Origin of the sequence: Jiangella mangrovi (assembly GCF_014204975.1) — a bacterium.
In the GTDB taxonomy this organism is placed as follows: Bacteria; Actinomycetota; Actinomycetes; order Jiangellales; family Jiangellaceae; genus Jiangella; species Jiangella mangrovi.
Map to the genome: position 1 here is coordinate 5,993,846 of NZ_JACHMM010000001.1, position 17,131 is coordinate 6,010,976.

Annotated in this window: 13 protein-coding genes and 1 pseudogene; 2 read left to right on the top strand and 12 right to left on the bottom strand. The window is 71.4% G+C overall.

Features of this window, described 5'->3' with window-relative positions:
- Positions 1-17: 17 nt before the first annotated feature.
- The 10 genes from HD601_RS27820 to HD601_RS27865 form a co-directional block, all read right to left on the bottom strand.
- Positions 18-1,292, bottom strand: coding sequence for a glycoside hydrolase family 27 protein (locus HD601_RS27820; protein WP_184827457.1), 1,275 nt, complete (start codon positions 1,290-1,292; stop codon positions 18-20).
- Positions 1,289-2,131: an amidohydrolase family protein gene (locus tag HD601_RS27825; protein ID WP_184827459.1), complete on the bottom strand. Its 843-nt coding sequence runs from the start codon at positions 2,129-2,131 to the stop codon at positions 1,289-1,291. Before HD601_RS27825 ends, HD601_RS27820 begins: the two co-directional genes overlap by 4 nt.
- Positions 2,128-3,024: an aldo/keto reductase gene (locus HD601_RS27830; protein WP_184827461.1), complete on the bottom strand. Its 897-nt coding sequence runs from the start codon at positions 3,022-3,024 to the stop codon at positions 2,128-2,130. The genes HD601_RS27825 and HD601_RS27830 overlap by 4 nt, the downstream gene beginning before the upstream one ends.
- Before the next feature lie 2 nt (positions 3,025-3,026).
- On the bottom strand, positions 3,027-3,350 hold the full coding sequence (locus tag HD601_RS27835) for a hypothetical protein (protein WP_184827463.1): 324 nt from the start codon (positions 3,348-3,350) through the stop codon (positions 3,027-3,029).
- Between the two features lie 3 nt (positions 3,351-3,353).
- Positions 3,354-4,238, bottom strand: coding sequence for a DUF6772 family protein (locus HD601_RS27840; RefSeq protein WP_184827465.1), 885 nt, complete (start codon positions 4,236-4,238; stop codon positions 3,354-3,356).
- Entirely contained in the window at positions 4,235-5,086 is an 852-nt protein-coding gene (locus HD601_RS27845; RefSeq protein ID WP_184827467.1) for a carbohydrate ABC transporter permease, read from the bottom strand. Before HD601_RS27845 ends, HD601_RS27840 begins: the two co-directional genes overlap by 4 nt.
- Positions 5,073-6,023, bottom strand: a complete 951-nt coding sequence (locus HD601_RS27850) for a carbohydrate ABC transporter permease (protein WP_425503492.1) — start codon at positions 6,021-6,023, stop codon at positions 5,073-5,075. The genes HD601_RS27845 and HD601_RS27850 overlap by 14 nt, the downstream gene beginning before the upstream one ends.
- A 17-nt stretch (positions 6,024-6,040) precedes the next feature.
- Positions 6,041-7,351, bottom strand: coding sequence for an ABC transporter substrate-binding protein (locus HD601_RS27855; protein ID WP_184827471.1), 1,311 nt, complete (start codon positions 7,349-7,351; stop codon positions 6,041-6,043).
- A gap of 31 nt (positions 7,352-7,382) precedes the next feature.
- Complete coding sequence (locus HD601_RS27860) at positions 7,383-11,642, bottom strand: Ig-like domain-containing protein (protein WP_184827473.1); 4,260 nt, start codon at positions 11,640-11,642, stop codon at positions 7,383-7,385.
- A 141-nt stretch (positions 11,643-11,783) separates the two neighbouring features.
- A complete protein-coding gene (locus HD601_RS27865; protein ID WP_184827475.1) occupies positions 11,784-12,545 on the bottom strand; it encodes an IclR family transcriptional regulator in 762 nt (253 codons plus the stop codon).
- A gap of 94 nt (positions 12,546-12,639) precedes the next feature.
- On the opposite strand from HD601_RS27865, the gene HD601_RS27870 reads away from it, so the two are divergent.
- Together HD601_RS27870 and HD601_RS27875 are read left to right on the top strand one after the other, a co-directional pair.
- Positions 12,640-14,430, top strand: coding sequence for a DUF8034 domain-containing protein (locus HD601_RS27870; protein WP_184827477.1), 1,791 nt, complete (start codon positions 12,640-12,642; stop codon positions 14,428-14,430).
- A gap of 4 nt (positions 14,431-14,434) precedes the next feature.
- Positions 14,435-15,181: an SDR family NAD(P)-dependent oxidoreductase gene (locus tag HD601_RS27875; protein WP_184827479.1), complete on the top strand. Its 747-nt coding sequence runs from the start codon at positions 14,435-14,437 to the stop codon at positions 15,179-15,181.
- Positions 15,182-15,779: 598 nt separating this feature from the next.
- Here the strand turns inward: HD601_RS27875 and HD601_RS36295 are convergent.
- A pseudogene (locus HD601_RS36295) lies at positions 15,780-15,866 on the bottom strand (hypothetical protein); the annotation flags it as partial.
- 405 nt (positions 15,867-16,271) lie between these two features.
- Positions 16,272-17,105 (bottom strand): alpha/beta fold hydrolase, encoded by an 834-nt coding sequence (locus HD601_RS27885; RefSeq protein WP_184827483.1) that lies wholly within the window; start codon positions 17,103-17,105, stop codon positions 16,272-16,274.
- Between the last annotated feature and the right edge of the window lie 26 nt (positions 17,106-17,131).

Below are 17,131 nucleotides of genomic sequence, written 5' to 3' on the forward strand. Positions count from 1 at the left end.
CTCCTCGACGTTGAGCATCAGGTCAGGCCGTTCGAATCCCCCGTCGTGCGATAGCGGGTGAACCGGACGTCGTCCGGCTCGAGCCGGACGAGGAGCTCCTCGTCCGGAGTCCGTCCGAGCCCCAGCGCCCCGAGAGGAACGGTCCGCAGGAGCGCCTCGGTGGTGCGGTTGAAGACGCCCACCCAGCCCGAACCCGGGTCGTCGCGGCGCGGCGTCGCCCAGACCTCGATGCCGTCCGCGGCGTAGCGCAGCCGGCCGACCACGCCGTTGCCCTGGCAGGCCAGCAGCTCCGGGTCGGTGACGAGGTCGAAGGTGGCGTCGTCGGTGAGTACCAGGTCGCCGCCGAGGATGAGCGGCGCGGCTGCCATGGCACGCAGCGTCACGAACGTGCGCTGCTGCGACGGTGTCAGCCGGCAGTCGCGATCGCGGCCCTTGCCGTGGCGGGCCGCCATCAGGTCGTCGTCGATGTCAGCGGCGTCGGCCGGGACCCGGACGCGCAGCCGGCCGAGGCAGAGCATGTCGAGGTCGGGCCAGAAGCCGTCACCGCAGGGCCAGGCGTACCAGGCGCGGAACGCCCGATCGAGGTCGTCGCGGGTGTCCCAGATGTCGCTGGTCGTGCGGACCAGGTCGGCCCGCCGATAGGCGCCGGCGTAGCGGTGGTCGGTGTCGTTGCCGGGCGACAGGCTCAGGACCATCGGCCGGCCGCTGCGCTGGATCGCCGTGGCCAGTGCATCGATCTCGGCGGGGAACCGGGTGATGTCGTCGGCCTTGATGAAGTCGACGCCCCAGGAGGCGAGCAACGCCACCCAGGAGTCGTAGTACTCCTGGGCACCGGGCCGGCTCATGTCGACGCCTACGTTGTAGTCGCACCAGCGGCAGCCGCTGGACGGGTCGGCGACGTCTGCCGCGGTGTACGGCGTGCCGAGCACGGGCAGGCGCCGCTCGACCGCGACGCGCGGGATCCCGCGCATGACGTGCACGCCGAACCTCACCCCCAGCTCGTGCGCCTGAGCGGCCAGCGCGGCCAGGCCGCTCGGGAAGTACGTGCGCGACGGGAGGTACCGGCCGTACTCGTCGACGCGGAAGCCCGACGGGGCCGAGCGCGCCGGCACCAGCGAGCCGGGCAACAGGTCGTACTCGCAGTACCAGCCGATGTCGAGCACGAAGTAGTCGTAGCCGTGCGGGCGCAACCGCTGCGCGAACCGCTCGAGGTTGGCGCGCGCGGCGACCTCGTCGATGAACCCGCCGTAGCTGTCGAAGCTGTTCCAGCCGCGGGGTGCGCTGTTCGTCATCGCAGTCCGTAGACGCGCTCGGCCGTGCCGCCGCGCACCGCCGCCAGCTCCGCAGCGGACAGCTCGGGCAGCGCCGCCTCGTGGAAGTCCCAGGTCTCGCGGTAGCTCGCCGCGCGCAGGCAGTTCGGCCAGTCGGCGGCCAGCATGAGCCGGTTCGGGCCGAACAGCTCGACCGCCGCCGCGACGAACGGCGCTGCGGTCTCGGCACCCGCACCCGGCAGCGTCACGAGGCCGGACACCTTCGCGACGGCGTTCGGGCACGCGGCCAGCGGCATGACCAGCGCCCGCCACCCCGCCAGGCCGGACGCCCCGCCGTCGAGCGGCAGGTGGGCGAGATGGTCGAGCACGAACGTCAGCTCCGGCAGCGCCGCCACCGCCCGTGCCGCGGCCGGAAGCTGCTCGTGCCGGACGACGAGGTCGAAGGTGAGCCCCGCCGCCGCCACGGCGGCCAGGCCGCGGCGCACCTCGGGCCGGTCGAAGTAGTCCGCGTCGGGGCGGTGCGTCGCATGCGCCCGCACACCGGACAGGAACCGCCCGCCCGGCAGCGACCGGTAGCGGGCCAGTGCGTCGGCGAGGTCCGGCCGGGCCGGGTCGACCCAACCGACCACTCCCCCGATCTCCGGGGTCTTCTCGGCGACCGCCAGGAACTCCTCGACCTCGACCTCGCGGCCGAGCCCGGACTCGACCAGCACCGTCCTCTCGACGTCCGACGAGGCCAGCGCCGCCCGCAGCTCCGGCACCCAGAACGGGCGGCGCAGCGCGGTCATGGCCGGTCCCTCGAGCCAGCGGTAGCCGCGGCCGGCGTCGAGCCACAGGTGGTGATGGGCGTCGACGATCACGGCGTGGGCACCTCCTCGGGCAGCAGCCTCTCGGCCACCAGCTCCGCCCACAGCTCCCCCGGTACCTCCAGGCTCTCGAGACGGACGTCGTCGGCGATCTCCGCCGGGGTGCCCGCGCCGACGACGACGCTGCGCACCGCCGGGTGACCGAACGGGAACCGCAGCGCCGCGGCCGCCAGCGGCACGCCGTGGCGGGCGCAGACGGCCGCCAGCCGCTTGGCCCGGCCGACCAGCTCCGGCGGCGCCGGCACGTAGGCGTACGGCGCGCCGTCGGCGGGGTCGGCGAGCAGGCCGGAGCCGAACACGCCGGCCGCGATGACTGCGACGCCGCGCTGGTGGCACAACGGCAGCAGCGACGTCAGCGCCGACTGGTCGAGCAGCGTGTAGCGCAGCGCGATCAGCAGGCAGTCGAGGTCGGCGGCCCGGACGAACCGGGCCGCGGCCGGGCCGTCGTTGAACCCGGCGCCGATGCGGCCCACCACGCCCTCGTCGCGCAGCCGCGCGGCGGCCCGGTAGGCGCCGGCCAGCGCGGCGTCGTGATGCTCGGCCGGGTCGTGGACGTGCAGGACGTCCAGCCGGTCCATGTCGAGCAGGCGCAGGCTCTCGGCCACCGAGCGCAGCGTCGCGTCGTAGGAGAAGTCGGCGACCCTGGCGCCGTCGTCGAGCATGATCCAGCCGCTCTTGGTGGCGACGGCGAACGAGCCCCGAGGCCGCCCGCGCAGGGCCGCGCCCAGCCGATGCTCGGCCCGCCGCGACGGGCCGTACAGCGGTGCGGTGTCGAAGAAGCGCACGCCGGCGTCCCAGGCGGTGTCGACGGTCTCCCTCCAGGGCGCGTCCGGGTCCTTGCCCAGCGGTGCCAGTCCGAGACCGAACGACGGCAGCGGTTCAGCCATGGTCACTCCTTGAGCGTCAGGTACACCTGGGCGTGCAGGTGTGCCTCGCCCTGCTCGGGGTGTGCGGCCAGCCGCAGCCACCCTCCGAACTGGGTGACGCCGACGGTGTACAGCCCGGGTGCGTCGAACCGCACCGCCTCACCGTGGGGGCACCAGTGGTGTCCGTCGGGCGAGATCTCCGTCTGGACCACCCACATCCCGGTGGCCGACGCGACCCGGAGGAACCACCGCGCCTCACCGGCCCAGCCGGCCTCATAGGGCTCGGTGGCGAAGTGGGTGTCGAAGCGCCCGTTGCGTTCGATGACAGCCGTATGGGAAACCCTCATGCCTCACCAGTCCGCCGAGATGACACAGGAATCGAGAAACAGGAAATTGCGCACGTCGCGGTGCGTCCGGACGTCCAGCAGCAGGTTGAACAGCCCGCGCAGGCCGGTGTAGGGGTGTGGGTAGACCGGGACGTCGATGTCGCGCAGGTCCATCACCCGGTCGTTGACCTGCAGCTCCACGTTGCGCCCCGCCTTGGTGTCGACCTGCCAGCGCAGGTAGTGCCAGTTGACCTTGGTGGGCACCTCGTTGAAGCACAGCGGCCCCTGCCCGCCCGGCACCGGCTGCCAGTCGTCGTCGGACAGTGTGTGGAAGTCGCCGTTCGGGATCTGGCCGACCAGCTGCATCTTGGTGGTCGGCTGGAGGCTGGTCTTGTAGTACCAGCCCTGCACCAGCCGGCCGTCGACGCTGGTGTTCTGGTAGCGCAGCGCGCAGTGGTAGCGGCTGCCGTCGAACCGGCCGATGTCGTTGCTCAGGGTGAAGGCGCCGAGGTCGTACTCGCTCGGGTCCTCGTTGCCGTCCCAGCCGCGGTCGGCGTAGACGCCGTTGCCCTGCCGGGCCTCGGGCTTGGCGGCGAAGTACGTCTCGAACTGCACCAGCGCCTCGTCGGCCAGCGTGAGCCGCTTGATGAGGCAGGCCGTGTGCCCGGCGCGCGGGCGGGTGGCCAGCTTCAGCGCGTACGTCCCGGTCATGGCGCCGTGCGAGCCGATGTCGAAGAAGGGGACGGTGGACAGCTGCGGCGGGCGGAGGTCGCCGAACGACGGCCGGACGGTGTCGAGGTCGCCGTCGTGGTTGCCGCACAGCTCGCACCACCCGTTGACCCCGCGGTCGAAGTCGTCGTACGACAGCACCCGGCGCAGCGGGTTGTACCTGGCCAGTTCGATGGTCATCCCTTGACGCTCCCTGCGGTGAGGCCCGCGATCACATGACGTTGCGCGGCCACGAAGACCACGAGGACGGCCAGGATGGACAGCGTCGTCGCCGCCATCTGCACGTTCCACAACTGGGTGCCGTACGCGTCCTCGATCTCGGTGAGCACGAGCGGCAGCGTGAAGTTCTCCGGCGTGCGCAGGAAGATCAGCGGTTCGAGGAACATGTTCCAGCTGTTGTAGACGGAGAGGATCACCACAACGGCCACGGTCGGGCGCACCAGTGGCACCGCGACCCGCCAGTAGGTGCCCCAGCGGCCCAGTCCGTCCAACCGGGCCGCGTCCTCCAGCTCCTTGGGCAGCGACAGGAACGCCTGACGCATGATGAAGGTCGCGATGACGCCGCCTCCGGAGAAGATCGGCAGCACGATCAGCGGCCAGTGGGTGTCGATCAGCCCGAGGGAGTTGACGATGCGGTACAGCGGTACCACCGTCACCTCTTCGGGGATCAGGATCCCACTGATGAGCAGCAGGAAGATCCCGTTGCGGCCGCGGAACCGGAACCGCGCCAGCGCGTAGCCGGCCATCGTCGACACCAGGACCGTGCCGGCGGTCGCCAGTACGGCGATGTACAGGCTGTTGAGGTACTGCCGGGCGAACGGCTGCACCTCGAACACCGTCCGGTAGTTCTCCCAGTTCCACTGCGTGGGGAAGAACCGCGGCGGATAGGAGAACACCGCGTCGTTGGAGTTCAGCGACGCCGTCACCATCCACAGCCCGGGCAGGACGAACAGCGCCGCCGCGAGCAGCAGCACCACATACAGCCCGGCCCGCGAGGCCAGCGCCTGCAAGGCCCTAGTCCGACTCATGGAACACCACCCGCTTGCGCGCGACCCACATGACGCCGGTGAGCACCACGAGCACCAGGAACAGCAGCACCGACAGCGCGCCGGCGTAGCCGAAGTCACCGTTGCCGAAGGCCTGCCGGTAGATGTAGTAGGCCAGGACGGTCGTCTCGTAGCCCGGCCCGCCCTCGGTGAGCAGCAGCACCTGCGCGAACACCTTGAGCGAGCCGATGGTCATCAGGATCGTGACCATGAGGATCTCCGGCGAGATCATCGGCACCGTGACGGAGCGGAACGTCCGCAGCCGGCCGGCCCCGTCGACCCGCGCGGCCTCCGTCAGCTCCTTCGGCACGCCCTGCAGCGCGGCCAGGAAGATCAGCATGTTGATGCCGACGCCCTTGAGTGCCTGCACGACGATGACGCAGACCATCGCGGGCACCGGCTCACGCAGCCAGTTGGGGCCGTCGACCGAGATCATCCGCAGCAGCCCGTTGACGGCGCCGTCGGGCAGCAGCATGAACTGCCAGACGATGACCCATGCGGCGACCGACACCAGCGCCGGGGCGAAGAAGATCGCCCGGAACACCTTGATGCCGGCGATCCGCTGGTTCACCAGGACCGCCAGGAACAGCGCGAACGGCACGCCGAGGACGACCAGCCCGACCACGAAGATGCCGGTGGAGCGGAGCACCGTCGGCAGGTTCGGGTCGTCGAGCAGCCGCTGGTAGTTCTCGGTGCCCGCGAACTCGCTGCTCCCGGACAGCGCGCTGAACTCCTGGAAGCTGTACCAGAACAGCGCCACCATCGGGACCACGACCACCGCGAGGTAGCCGATGACCTGCGGCGAGGTGAACAGGTAGCCGGCGATGAGCTCGCGGCGAGCCTGGGTGAGCCGCGGCCGCCGCGCCGGTGGCCCCAAGGAGCCACCGGGCGGCGCCGGCCGACGACCGGTATCGGTCAGTTGCGTCATCGTCCGTCCTACTCGGACAGCAGCGGGCCGATGCGGTCGCAGACCCCGGTCAGTGCGGCCTGGACGTCGGCGCCCGGCTGCCACAGCGTCTCGAGCCCGATGCGGCCCTCGGTCTGGATGTCGCCCATGTTCGTGTGCGTCGGCGCCAGCCGGCCGTGCGTGATGCCGTCGACGACGACCGACTGCAACTGCTCCGGGGTGAGGACGGGGTTCGCGGCGGCGAGGGTGTCGACGTCGATCAGCGGGGTCCGGATCGACGGGAAGAACTCGCTGAGCTTGCGGGAGTTCTCCTCGTTGGTCATGAAGGCGACGAACTCGGCGGCGAGGTCGGGATGGTCGCCCTCGGCGAAGGCCACGACGGCGGACTGCCCGATGACCGCGGTCCGCCCATCGGAGGTCTCCGGCCCGCTCGGCAGCGGGACGAGGCCCCATTCGAACGGCGCGCTCTCCAGCGTGTTCGCCATGCTGATGAAGGTGTCGACCATGGCGGCGTTGCCGGCGGCGAAGTCGACCACCTCGCCCGGTGTGGGATAGGACCCGTCGGTGTAGATCATGTCGTGCAGCAGCGTGAAGGCCTCGACGTTGCCGGCGTCGTCGAACGTGCACTCGGTGCCGTCCTCGTCCCACGGCGCCCCGCCGTAGGCGTAGCTCACGTGGGAGAGGAACTGCCAGTTCTGGTCGAAGTTGAGGTACGGGCCGATGTAGAAGCCGGCCACCTGCTGCGAGTCGCTGATCGCCTTGGCCGCGGCGGCCAGGTTCTCCCAGGTCCACGTGCCGTCGGCCAGCATCTCGTCCGGGGCCGGGAGGCCAGCGGCAGCGAACATGTCGGCGTTGTAGAAGACGCCGGCCGGCGAGGTGGAGAACGGGATGCCGTAGACGGAGTCGCCGTCGCTCCACAGCTCCATCGCGCTCGGGGTGAGGTCGTCGAACGCGTAGCCCTCGTCCTCGTGCACGGTCGGCCCGAGGTCGACGAGGCCGTCCAGCGCGATGAAGTCGCGGGCGTCGACCTCGCTCAGCCAGCCAACGTCGGGGGCGTCGCCGCCGGAGATCTGGGTGGTGACCACCGTCCGGTAGTTCTCGCCGGTCGGCGTGGTCTCGATCGCGACCGACGACACCTCGTCCGGGTGCGCCGCGACGAACTCGTCGGCGATCTCGTTGAGGATGGCGAGGTGCGCTTCGTTCGGGGTCCACGTCACCATGCGCAGCTCGACGGGGCCCGCGTCGGCGCCCGTCTCGTCGTCGCCGCCGCCGCAGGCGGTGAGGGTCAGGGCGACGGCCGCGGCGGCGGCGGTCGCGCGGGTCCAGCGGATCGTTCTCATCGGTCTGTCTCCTCGAGCGTCGTGGGTCGGGTCAGGAGGTCCGCAGGTCGCGGCGCCGGAGCAGCTCCAGCTGGGTGGCGGGCAGCGCCAGCCCGTACATGCGGAAGGCGTCCAGCCGGGCCGGCGGGGTGCGGTCGGCGGGGGTAAGCGTGGTGGAGCCGAGCCGCAGCTCGGCACTCGGTGCGGGCGGCAGTGCGCCGTTGCCGGCGACGCGGCCGATCTCGGCGACGGCGGTGGTCCGGTTGCCGCGGTAGACCCGCAGGCCGGTGCCGTCGCCGACGACGGCGAGGAACTGCCAGTCCCGCGCGTCGAAGGCCGCCGGCCGCAGCCCCAGCGGGCCGGCCTGCAACAGCGTGGAGACCGCACCCGCCGTCGAGCCGGCCAGGACGTACCAGTCCAGCGCGCTGCCGCGGCCGAAGATCCGGTCGTTGGCGGCGGGGTCGGCGGTGAGCTTCAGCCAGAGCACCACGCTGAACTGCGCCAGCGCGTTCACCTTGGCCGAGCCGGCCACGCCGGGCGTGACGTAGGCGACGCCGCCAGCGGCGAGGTCCAGGGACGCGCCAGTCCCGAGCGGGGTGTCGGCGCTGCGCCGGGCGGCGCCGGCGAACGTGCCCGGGGCCGCCGGTGCGGCACCCGCGTCGGCGGCCGGTTCGGTGCCGGTGCTCGACTCGTCGAAGCCGTAGGACAGCAGCGGCGTCACCCGCGCGGCCACGGTGAGCGGCGTCGACGCGGTCAACGTGACGCCGTGCTGCGTGACCGTCGCCGTGAGCACTGCGCTCCCCTCGGCGACGGCGGTGATCGTGCCGGTCGAGGGGTCGACGGCGGCGACGGCGGGCCGATCGCTGGCGTACGCGACGACGGCGCCGGTGAATTCTGCGCTCGCGCCGGTGTCGGTGCGGCCGGACACCGTCAGGCGAGTGGTCTCGCCCACGCCCAGCAGCTCGGTCTCCGCGGCGACCCGGACCTCCCAGAGGAGGTCGCCGACGACGATGCGCACGGGCGGCGCAGACACCGGCCCGCTGGCGTGGTCGACGGTCGCCGTGACGTGCGCCTGGCCCGGTGCGACGGCGGTGACGAGGCCTGCGGCGTTGACCGTGGCGACATCGGGCGCGTCGCTGGCGAACGTGGTCGACCCGAGACTGGTCCGCAGCGCCAGCCCGTCGGCCGTCCAGGCGTCGACCCGGATGCGGGTGCGACGGCCGATGGCGAGCTTCGGGGTCTCGGCCGACGCCGTCGCCTCCCAGAGGACGCCCGCAGCGGCGGTCGGCATGCGGGGCACGCGCAGCAGCACGACCTCGGCCGGGAACACCGGGGTGGCCGTGCCCGGCTGGAGCACCGTCACCTCGGCCGGGCCGTCCGGCTCGAACGGGTGGGTGCCGGCGTACAGGCCGAAGCGCTGGGGTGGGTTGCGGCCCGCGTTGACGACCTCGTCGAGGACGATCCGGCTCTCGCCCCGGGCGTGCCGGATGACGACGCTGAGGTGTTGCGGCGCCGTCGTACTGGCGTCGCGGCGCAGGTAGACCCGGTAGAGGCCGGCGTCGGCGATCTCGAGCCTGGCGCGCACGGTGGAGGCGTCGACGGCTGTCAGCGGTGCCGCGGCCCGGACTGCGGCCATGGTGCGGATCGCCGGCAGCTGCGCCTGCGCGCCGACCCCGGTGTTCGCGGTGTCAATGCTCCGGATCCCCAGCGCGAGGGCGGGCGACGACGGCAGCAGCCGGTAGTCGCCGGCCCCGGGGTCGGCGAACCCGGGGTCGGCCGCGACCGACGCCGCGTCGTTGCCGTGGTCCTGCCAGGACGCCAGCGAGCGGTGCGGCACCATCTCGACCGGGCGGCCGCCGTTGAACAGGACGTTGCGATCGGTCGCGACGACAGCGCGCGGGTCGGCCAGCACGACGTCGAGGAGCGGCGGCAGGACGTCGAGGCGGTAGAGGACGTCGTCAGCGGTGCGGACGTTCGCGATGACGCCACGCTCGATCCGGTTGCCGCGGGCGATGCCATCGGTGTCGGTGAACCAGAACTGCCCGGGATCAGCCAGGACGTTGTTGACGTAGCCGTTGAACTGCCCGCCGTTGGCCATGGCCGGGTACGACGCCCCGACGACGAGGTTGCCCTCGAACCAGAAGTGGCTCGCCGAGTGGTCCGCGTACAGGCCGAACCCGTACGGGAAGACCTCCTCAGCACCCAGCCGGAACAGCCCGCGGGCGCCGTCGACGACGTTGTGCATCACCAGGTTGGGCGCCACCAGGTTGGTCATGACCGCGAGGTTGATCGCCCCGGTGTCGGCGGTCGAGGTGACCACGTCGGTGAACCGGTTGTACGCGATGACGTTCCCGCCCTGGTGACGGAAGCCGAACACGCCCTGGCGGGTCATGTCGTGGACGTCGTTGAACGCGATGAGGTTGCCGGCGGCGTAGGCCGTCGACGCGGGCCGGCTGCCCAGGTTGAACCCGGCCGCGAGGACGCGCACCCTGCCGCCGTGGTGGATGTGGTTGCGCAGGAACGCGTTGCGCAGCGGCGCGTACCCCTGCACCTCGGGGCGCGGGTCGAGGGTCATGCCGGGCGCGAGGTCGAGGTAGTCGAGCACCGGGCCGCTGAGCAGGACACCGCCGATGCCGATGTCGTCGATCTCGTTGCGCTGGACGACGTTCTCGCAGCTGTCGAGGTGCAGCCAGAGGCCGTAGCCGTCGACGCCGGTGATGTGGCAGTCCTCGATGGTGCAGTGCCACGCGCAGTCGAGCTGGATGGCCGCGTCGGTCGGTGAGCGGTCGGAGAGGTAGCGGAGGCTGCCGCGGGTGTGGCTGAACGTGAGCCCGCGGAAGCTCACCCACTCGACCCGGGCGTCGCCGACGGCGTCGCCGCGCAGCGTGACGAGCCGCTCGAGGTACGGCGCGACGAAGTCCGACGTGTTCGGGTCGGCGCCGTCGCGCGGCAGGTAGTCCAGGCGCCCGCGGGTGCTGTCGACGTAGAACTCCCCCGGCGTGTCCAGCTCGGACCGCACACCGGAGACGAAGAAGTAGTTGCCGGCCTGCAGGGCGCCGGGGGCGGCCGGCCGGTCGACGGAGACGATGCCGCGAGCCGTGTCGATGGCGGTGATCGGCGCCAGCTCGTTCCAGTACTGCAGGACCGTGACGACGTCGACCAGAGCCTCGGGGTCGTCCTTCCAGGCGGCCTTCACCAGCGCCGGGTCGGCGTACAGGTCGGTGGCCGTGGCGGGAACGTCGGAAACGATGAACCGCTGGAACCGGATGGAGCTGTAGCCGGCTACCCGGGCGTCCTCGTCCTCGGCCTGGATCACGACGCGGTGCTCGCCGGGCGCGGCCGGTGTCAGGCCCGGCCCGTCGGCGGCAACGCCGGGGTCGTCGGTGAACACCAGAGCGTCGAGGTGCACCCGGTGGTCTCCGCCGGGCGGGGTGGTGCTCTCGATGCGGATCCGGTGCTCGCCCGGCTCGAGCGCGATGCCCGTGCCGGCGCGGCTGTAGCGGATGGCGCGGTAGCCGCCGCTGCCGTCGATGACCGACAGCGCGATCGGCTCGCCGTCGACGGTGACCGCGAGGAAGTCCTGGTTGTCGGCCTCGACGGTCGCGACCCCGATCCAGAGGTCGTACGTCGCCGCCGTCGTCACGTCGAACCGGTACTCGACGAAGTCGCCGCCGCGAGCCAGCCCGGCCAGGATGAGGTTCGGGTTCTGGCCGCCGTGGTAGAGGTAGCTCCGGCCGGGGTGCTCGGGGTCGGGGTTCGGATAGCGGGCCAGCGTCTCGCGCCGGCCGTCGGCGAACAGCGTCCGGAACGGCCAGCCGACGGGGATCGGTGTCGACCAGACGCCGTCGCTCCCCCGCGTCCAGGTGCCCTCGATGGGCCGCCCGCCGGAGATGACGACGTGCTCACCGTCGGCGGCCCGCCAGACGATCGGACACTCCTCGGTGCCGGAGTCCTCGGGCGTGAGCAGCAACGCCTCGGCGAGGTGGTGGGTGCCACCGCGGACGACGACGTGGACCGGGCGGGTGAGGCCGCTTTGCGCCTTCAGCCGGCGCACCGCGTCGCGGGCCTCGACCAGCGTCCGCAGCGGGCCATCGCTGCCGTCGGGCGCCGGGTCGGCGAGCCGTCCGGACCAGCGGTCGTCGCCCTGGAGCGAGACGTAGACGTGGTCGGCGGCGGGGTCGTTGCGGGCCGGCTTGTTGCCGACCGGCGCCATCGCCGAGGCGAGGCCGGCCGGGAGAGCGGAGAGGACGCTCGACCCGACGCCTACGGCGCCCAGGTCGCGGAGCAGTTCGCGACGCGATCTACGGACCATTCCGGAGACTCCTTCGTTTCCGTCGGGGTCCTCGAAAAGTAGAGGGAACCTACGAATGAGTCAATAGGTCGACCTCTTGTCAATATGCTGACACGCGTGCCCAGCATCCGGCGCCCGCCCGGACGGGTGGACGACGGACCCTCAGCCCGCCGTCGCGCTCGCCACGTTGCGCAGCAGCTGCAGCATCTCGTCGACCTGACTGGGACCCATGGAGGCCTTGAGCGTCGAGCAGCTCACCCCATAGGGGCCCTCACCGGGAGCCAGGTCGGGGACCGCGACCGCGACGCCGTAGACGCCGAGGTAGGTCTCTTCGTCGTTGACGGCGTACCCGCGATCACGCGTGGCGCGGATGTCGGCCAGCACCTCGTCGACGTCGGTCCTGCTGTGCGTCGTCATGGCCTGGAGCGGTGCGGCCGCCTCCACCCGGCGGCGGACCTCGTCGTCGTCGAACTGGGCCAGCATGATCTTCCCGATGGCCGTGCAGTTCGCCGGCAGGTGCTGCCCGACGCGCGGCGCGACCGCGACCGAGTCGGTGCCGTAACTGCGGGCCACGTTCATCGAGTTCACGCCCTCGAGCGTGGCGAGGTGCAGCGTGTAGGAGTGCACCTCCTCGTGCATGCGGCAGTAGTCGTTGAACCGCTGGATCGGGTCGAACGCCGCCAGGTAGTAGCCGCTGAGCTCCACGAGCTTGTGCCCGAGGACGAAGCCGCGGTCGACCTCTTTGATCAGGCCGATCTCCGCCAGGGCGGCGCAGACGTTGGCGGCGGAGGAACGGGCGATGCCCAGGGCCGCGGCGATCTCCGGCAACCGCACCGGCCGCCGGCCGCCCGCGGCAATGAGGTCCAACGTCGCTCCGGCCCGCAGGACTGCGGGTGCCGGCGACACACTCGTCCAGGTCGACATCGCGTCAGCATACTGACAGGGACGGCACCTGTCGATATATTGACAGGGCATCAGCATGTTGACGACGAGGCAGGCTCGCCCTAGAGTCCCCGCCATGAGGATCGTGGAGTCGACTGCGCCGCTCGGGCCTCCGCCATCGTGGGCGGTCCAGCAGCGTCGACTGCTCGACGACCTCGCGCCGGCGGCACGCGTGTTCGCTGCGAAGTATCTGCACGACGACGGCAGCCTGATCTGGCGCGACGAGCTGCCCGGCCGGGACGGCCTCGACGACGGCTACGAGTCCGTCTACGACTGGCCCCTGGCGTACCTGCTCGGAGCCGACGACGACCTGATGACGGTGGCAGCTCGGGCCTGGGCCGGCATCACCACCCAGTTCACCCGGTACGGGCAGGCGCTGGACGAGTACGAGCGCGGCTACGACTGGTTCCACCAGGGCGAGGGCAACCTGCTGCTCTACCACCTGTGCCTCGCCGACCCGGCGGCCTGGCGCGACCGCGTCGCCCGGTTCGCCGGCCTCTACACCGACCCCGCGCACGGCAACTACGACCCCGTCCACCGGCTCATCCGCGCGGCACACACCGGCAGCGGCGGCCCCCGGTACGGCCCCTACCGCTACTCCCACCCGTTCACCGACGACGAGAACGTCTACGAGTGGAGCAGCCGGCACGAGCCGTACGGGTTGCCCTTCCGCGACCTGCCGGGCATCGACGCGTTCGCCGACCTGAAGGACCCGGCCAACGCCCGTCTGATGGGCGCGGCCATGCACGAGCGTCTGGCGCGCGGCGACACCGTCGTCAACCTCACCTCGACCGGGCTGGTCACGCTCGCGTACGCCACGACGGGCGACGAGCGGCTGCGCGACTGGGTGATCGGCTACGTCGACGCCTGGCGTGAGCGGGCGGCTGCCAACGGCGGGCTGATCCCGGACAACGTGGGTCTGTCCGGCGAGGTCGGCGAGTATCTCGGCGGTCGCTGGTACGGCGGCCACTACGGCTGGTCGTGGCCGCACGGCCTGGAACCGATCGCCAGCGCGATCATGGTGGCGGCGTCGTCGGCGTATCTGCTGACCGCCGACCCGGGCCACCTCGAGCTCCCCCGCAGGCTGCTGCGCGGCGTGCTGGAACGCGGCCGCATCGACCACGGTCGACTGGTCGTGCCGCACCGCCACGACGACTCCGGCTGGTTCGACTTCCGGCCGCTGCCGCCGCGGTTCGCCCTGGCGCTCTGGCATCTGTCCGGCGATCCCGCGGACCGCGCCCTGCTCGACGAGCTCGAGACCGGCGACCCCGACGACTGGACGGCGGTGCCGTCCGATCCGGGACGGTTCCGCGACGCCGGCACCCGGCCCTGGCTGACCTACCTGTCCGGCGCCAACGCCGACTACCCGCGGCGGGCCGCGGCCGAGGCTGCCGCCCAGGTCGCCCGGCAGACGCGGCTGGTCCGGGCCGACGACGCCGACCCCGCCACGTACGACCTGCACCACTGGCAGCAGCGCAACCCCGTCACCACCGAGGCGCTGGTCCAGCTCACCCTCGGCGGGCCGGCCCCGATCTACAACGGCGGACTGCTGCACGCGAGGCTGCGCTGGTTCACCGGCCTCGACGCACGGCGGCCGGGGCTGCCGCCGGACGTCGCTGCACTGGTCCACCGTGTCGCGGCCGACGGCGTGAGCGTGCGGCTGGTCAACCTGCATCCGGCGGAGTCGCGCCAGCTCGTCGTCCAGGGCGGCGCGTTCGGCGAGTTCCGCATCGACGAGGTTCGCACGCCGTCGGCCTCCTGGCGGGTCGGGTCCGCCCGGTTCGCCGTCCGACTCGCCCCCGCCAGCATGCTCGACCTGGACCTGACCACCACGCGCACACCGCTGCGCCCGACCACCGAAGGGTGAGGACATGAGCGACTTCCAGGGACTGACGGCGGTGGTGACCGGCGGCGCGTCGGGCATCGGGCTGGCCACAGCGGAGCTGCTGGCCGCCTCCGGCGCGAACGTGGGGGTGCTGGACCGGACGATCGACGGGGTCGCGCCGGGCCTGTTCGCCGTCGAGTGCGACGTCACCGACTCCGACGCCGTCACCACCGCCGTGAACGCCGTCGCCGAGCACTTCGGCGGCCTCGACATCGTCGTCAACAACGCCGGCATCGGCGCCGCCGGCACCATCGCCGACAACCCCGACACCGAATGGCACCACGTCTTCGACGTCAACGTCCTCGGCATGGTCCGCACCGCCCGCGCCGCCCTCCCCCACCTGCGCCGCTCCCAACACGCCGCCATCGTCAACGTCTGCTCCATCGCCGCCACCGCAGGCCTCCCCCAACGCGCCCTCTACTCCTCCACCAAAGGCGCCGTCCTCTCCCTCACCCAGGCCATGGCCGCCGACCACATCGGCGAGGGCATCCGCGTCAACGCCGTCAACCCCGGCACCGCCGACACCCCCTGGGTCACCCGCCTCCTCCACGCCGCCCCCGACCCCGCCGCCGAACGCGCCGCCCTCGAAGCCCGCCAACCCACCGGCCGCCTCGTCCCACCCGAAGACATCGCCCACGCCATCGCCCACCTCGCCGGCCCCCACTCCGGCTCCACCACCGGCACCACCCTCGCCGTCGACGGAGGCATGCAAGGCCTCCGCCTGCGCAAATAGGCCGCTCACAGCCCGACCACCACGCCCGCCCCGCGGCCGTCACGCCAGGTCCAGCGTCGTTCGGAGGGTGAGGCCAAGTGGGCGAATCCCTCCTCGGACACATCCATACCCCCCGCGCTTGGTCAACATCTACTGTGACCAGGCGCGGTTCTGGTTCATAGGTCAGGTTCAGCGCCAGCGCCTCGTAGATCTCGGCGCGCTCTTCCGCCGTCGCGTGCCTCAGCGCCTTCACGATGCCGCCGAGCTGGTCGATCAGCGTCGTGATGTCGGCCACAGTGAGTTCGTCCGTCGTCGTGAGGCGCTTGAGCTTGGCTGCCGCGTCGCCCCGCTCGCTCGTGCGCTGCGCCAGCTTCTTCGCCAGGATGGCGGCGCTCTCCGGAGCGTTCTCGATCGCGACGACAAGGTTCTCGATCTTGCGGTCCAGCTCCTTGATCCGCCCATGCAGGGCCGCGGCGGCCGGGTTCTCACCGCCGGCTGCCTGCTGGCCGGCCGCCAGCCACTCCGCGTTCGTGAAGGAGGCGATCCACTCGTCCAGGCGCTCGAGGATCACGTCCTCGCGGACGTAGACGTTCTTGGGGTGGTCAGCGATATCCGTCGAGATCGACCGGTGCGTGCCGGGCCGGCAGCGGTAGCGATTCCAACCCAGCCCATCACCCGACCGAGAGGCGCGGTGCTGCGCCTCCATCTTGAACCCGCAGAGACCACAGTGCAGCAGCCCGGACAATGGGTAGGCCCGTTGAGCCTGTGCACGGCGCGTTATCCGCGGCCGCCGGCACCGAGGTGCCTGGTCATGTGCTGCGCAGGGCTTCGGTGGGCGGTACTGAGTCGGCCCGGAGTGCGGGGTACGACCGACGACGGAGCCGATGAGCAGCGAGTAGGCCAGGTCGAGTCCCACTGAGGCCCAGGTCAGTACGACGGCCTGGCCTTGCGTGGTGACGAAGACGTTGGTGACGAGCACGCCCAGGATCAGGCCTGTGATGCCGCCGACGACATCAACCTCGACACCACCTGTCCGCCCCGTGTCCCTGGCGCGACGAAGATCTGCTTGCGCGGTGCCTCATCGGTCTTCCCGCAACACCTCGCGGGCCCCTCAGTGTTCGGTGCTGAAGAACCGTAGCAACAGCGGGCCGACGGTCTGTGGGTCGACGACGTGATCCGGCCCCTCGAGGGTCTCCCGTTGAGCGTGGGGTAGTAGGTCTGCAAGCTCGTCGGCCGCGCGGTCGAAGAAGTCCGAGGGCAGGCCTGCCATGTAGGGGACCGTGATCGGTCCTCCGGTGGTGACCAGGACCGGTTGGGTGACCGTTGCCAGTCGATCGGCCGGCAATTGGTAGCGGTTGAGGAAGACGCTGTCGTGGACCAGCGTGGGCGCGAGGGCGACCGAATGCGCCCAATGCGCCGTCTGCTTGCCTGCCGCTTTCCTGGCCGCGATGTTGTCGTCGGAGGCGCCGGTCATGCGCATGAATAGTTCGAGAACCTCCTCGTCTCGCCCGGCGTCGAAGGCGCGTCGGGTGTCTGCGATGTACTCCTCGAATCGCGGGCGTATGTCGTCCCCGACCGCGTAGGGCACCTCCCAGACGGCGATCGTGTCGATGGCTGACCCGGCCGCGGCGGCTTCCAGCGCCAGCGCGCCGCCTGAGGACGTCCCGAACAGGTGTGCCGAGCCGCCCGCCTCCGCGATCAACGCATCCAGGTCCTCGATCTCCCTTTCCACGGCGTAGGGCTCGGTGAAGCCGCTCGCGCCGCGTCCCCGACGGGCATAGTTGTAGACCGTGAAGTGCTCGGCGAGAGCTGGCGCCAAGGGAGCGTTCTCCACCCCCTCGTCGAGTGCTCCGCCCACCAGAATGACGGCCGGACCGCTTCCCTTCCGGTCGTAGGCGATGGTGGTGCCATCGTTTGATGTCACGCGAAAGGCCATCTCGTTCATCTCACATCTCCGTTCGAGAGGTTTGT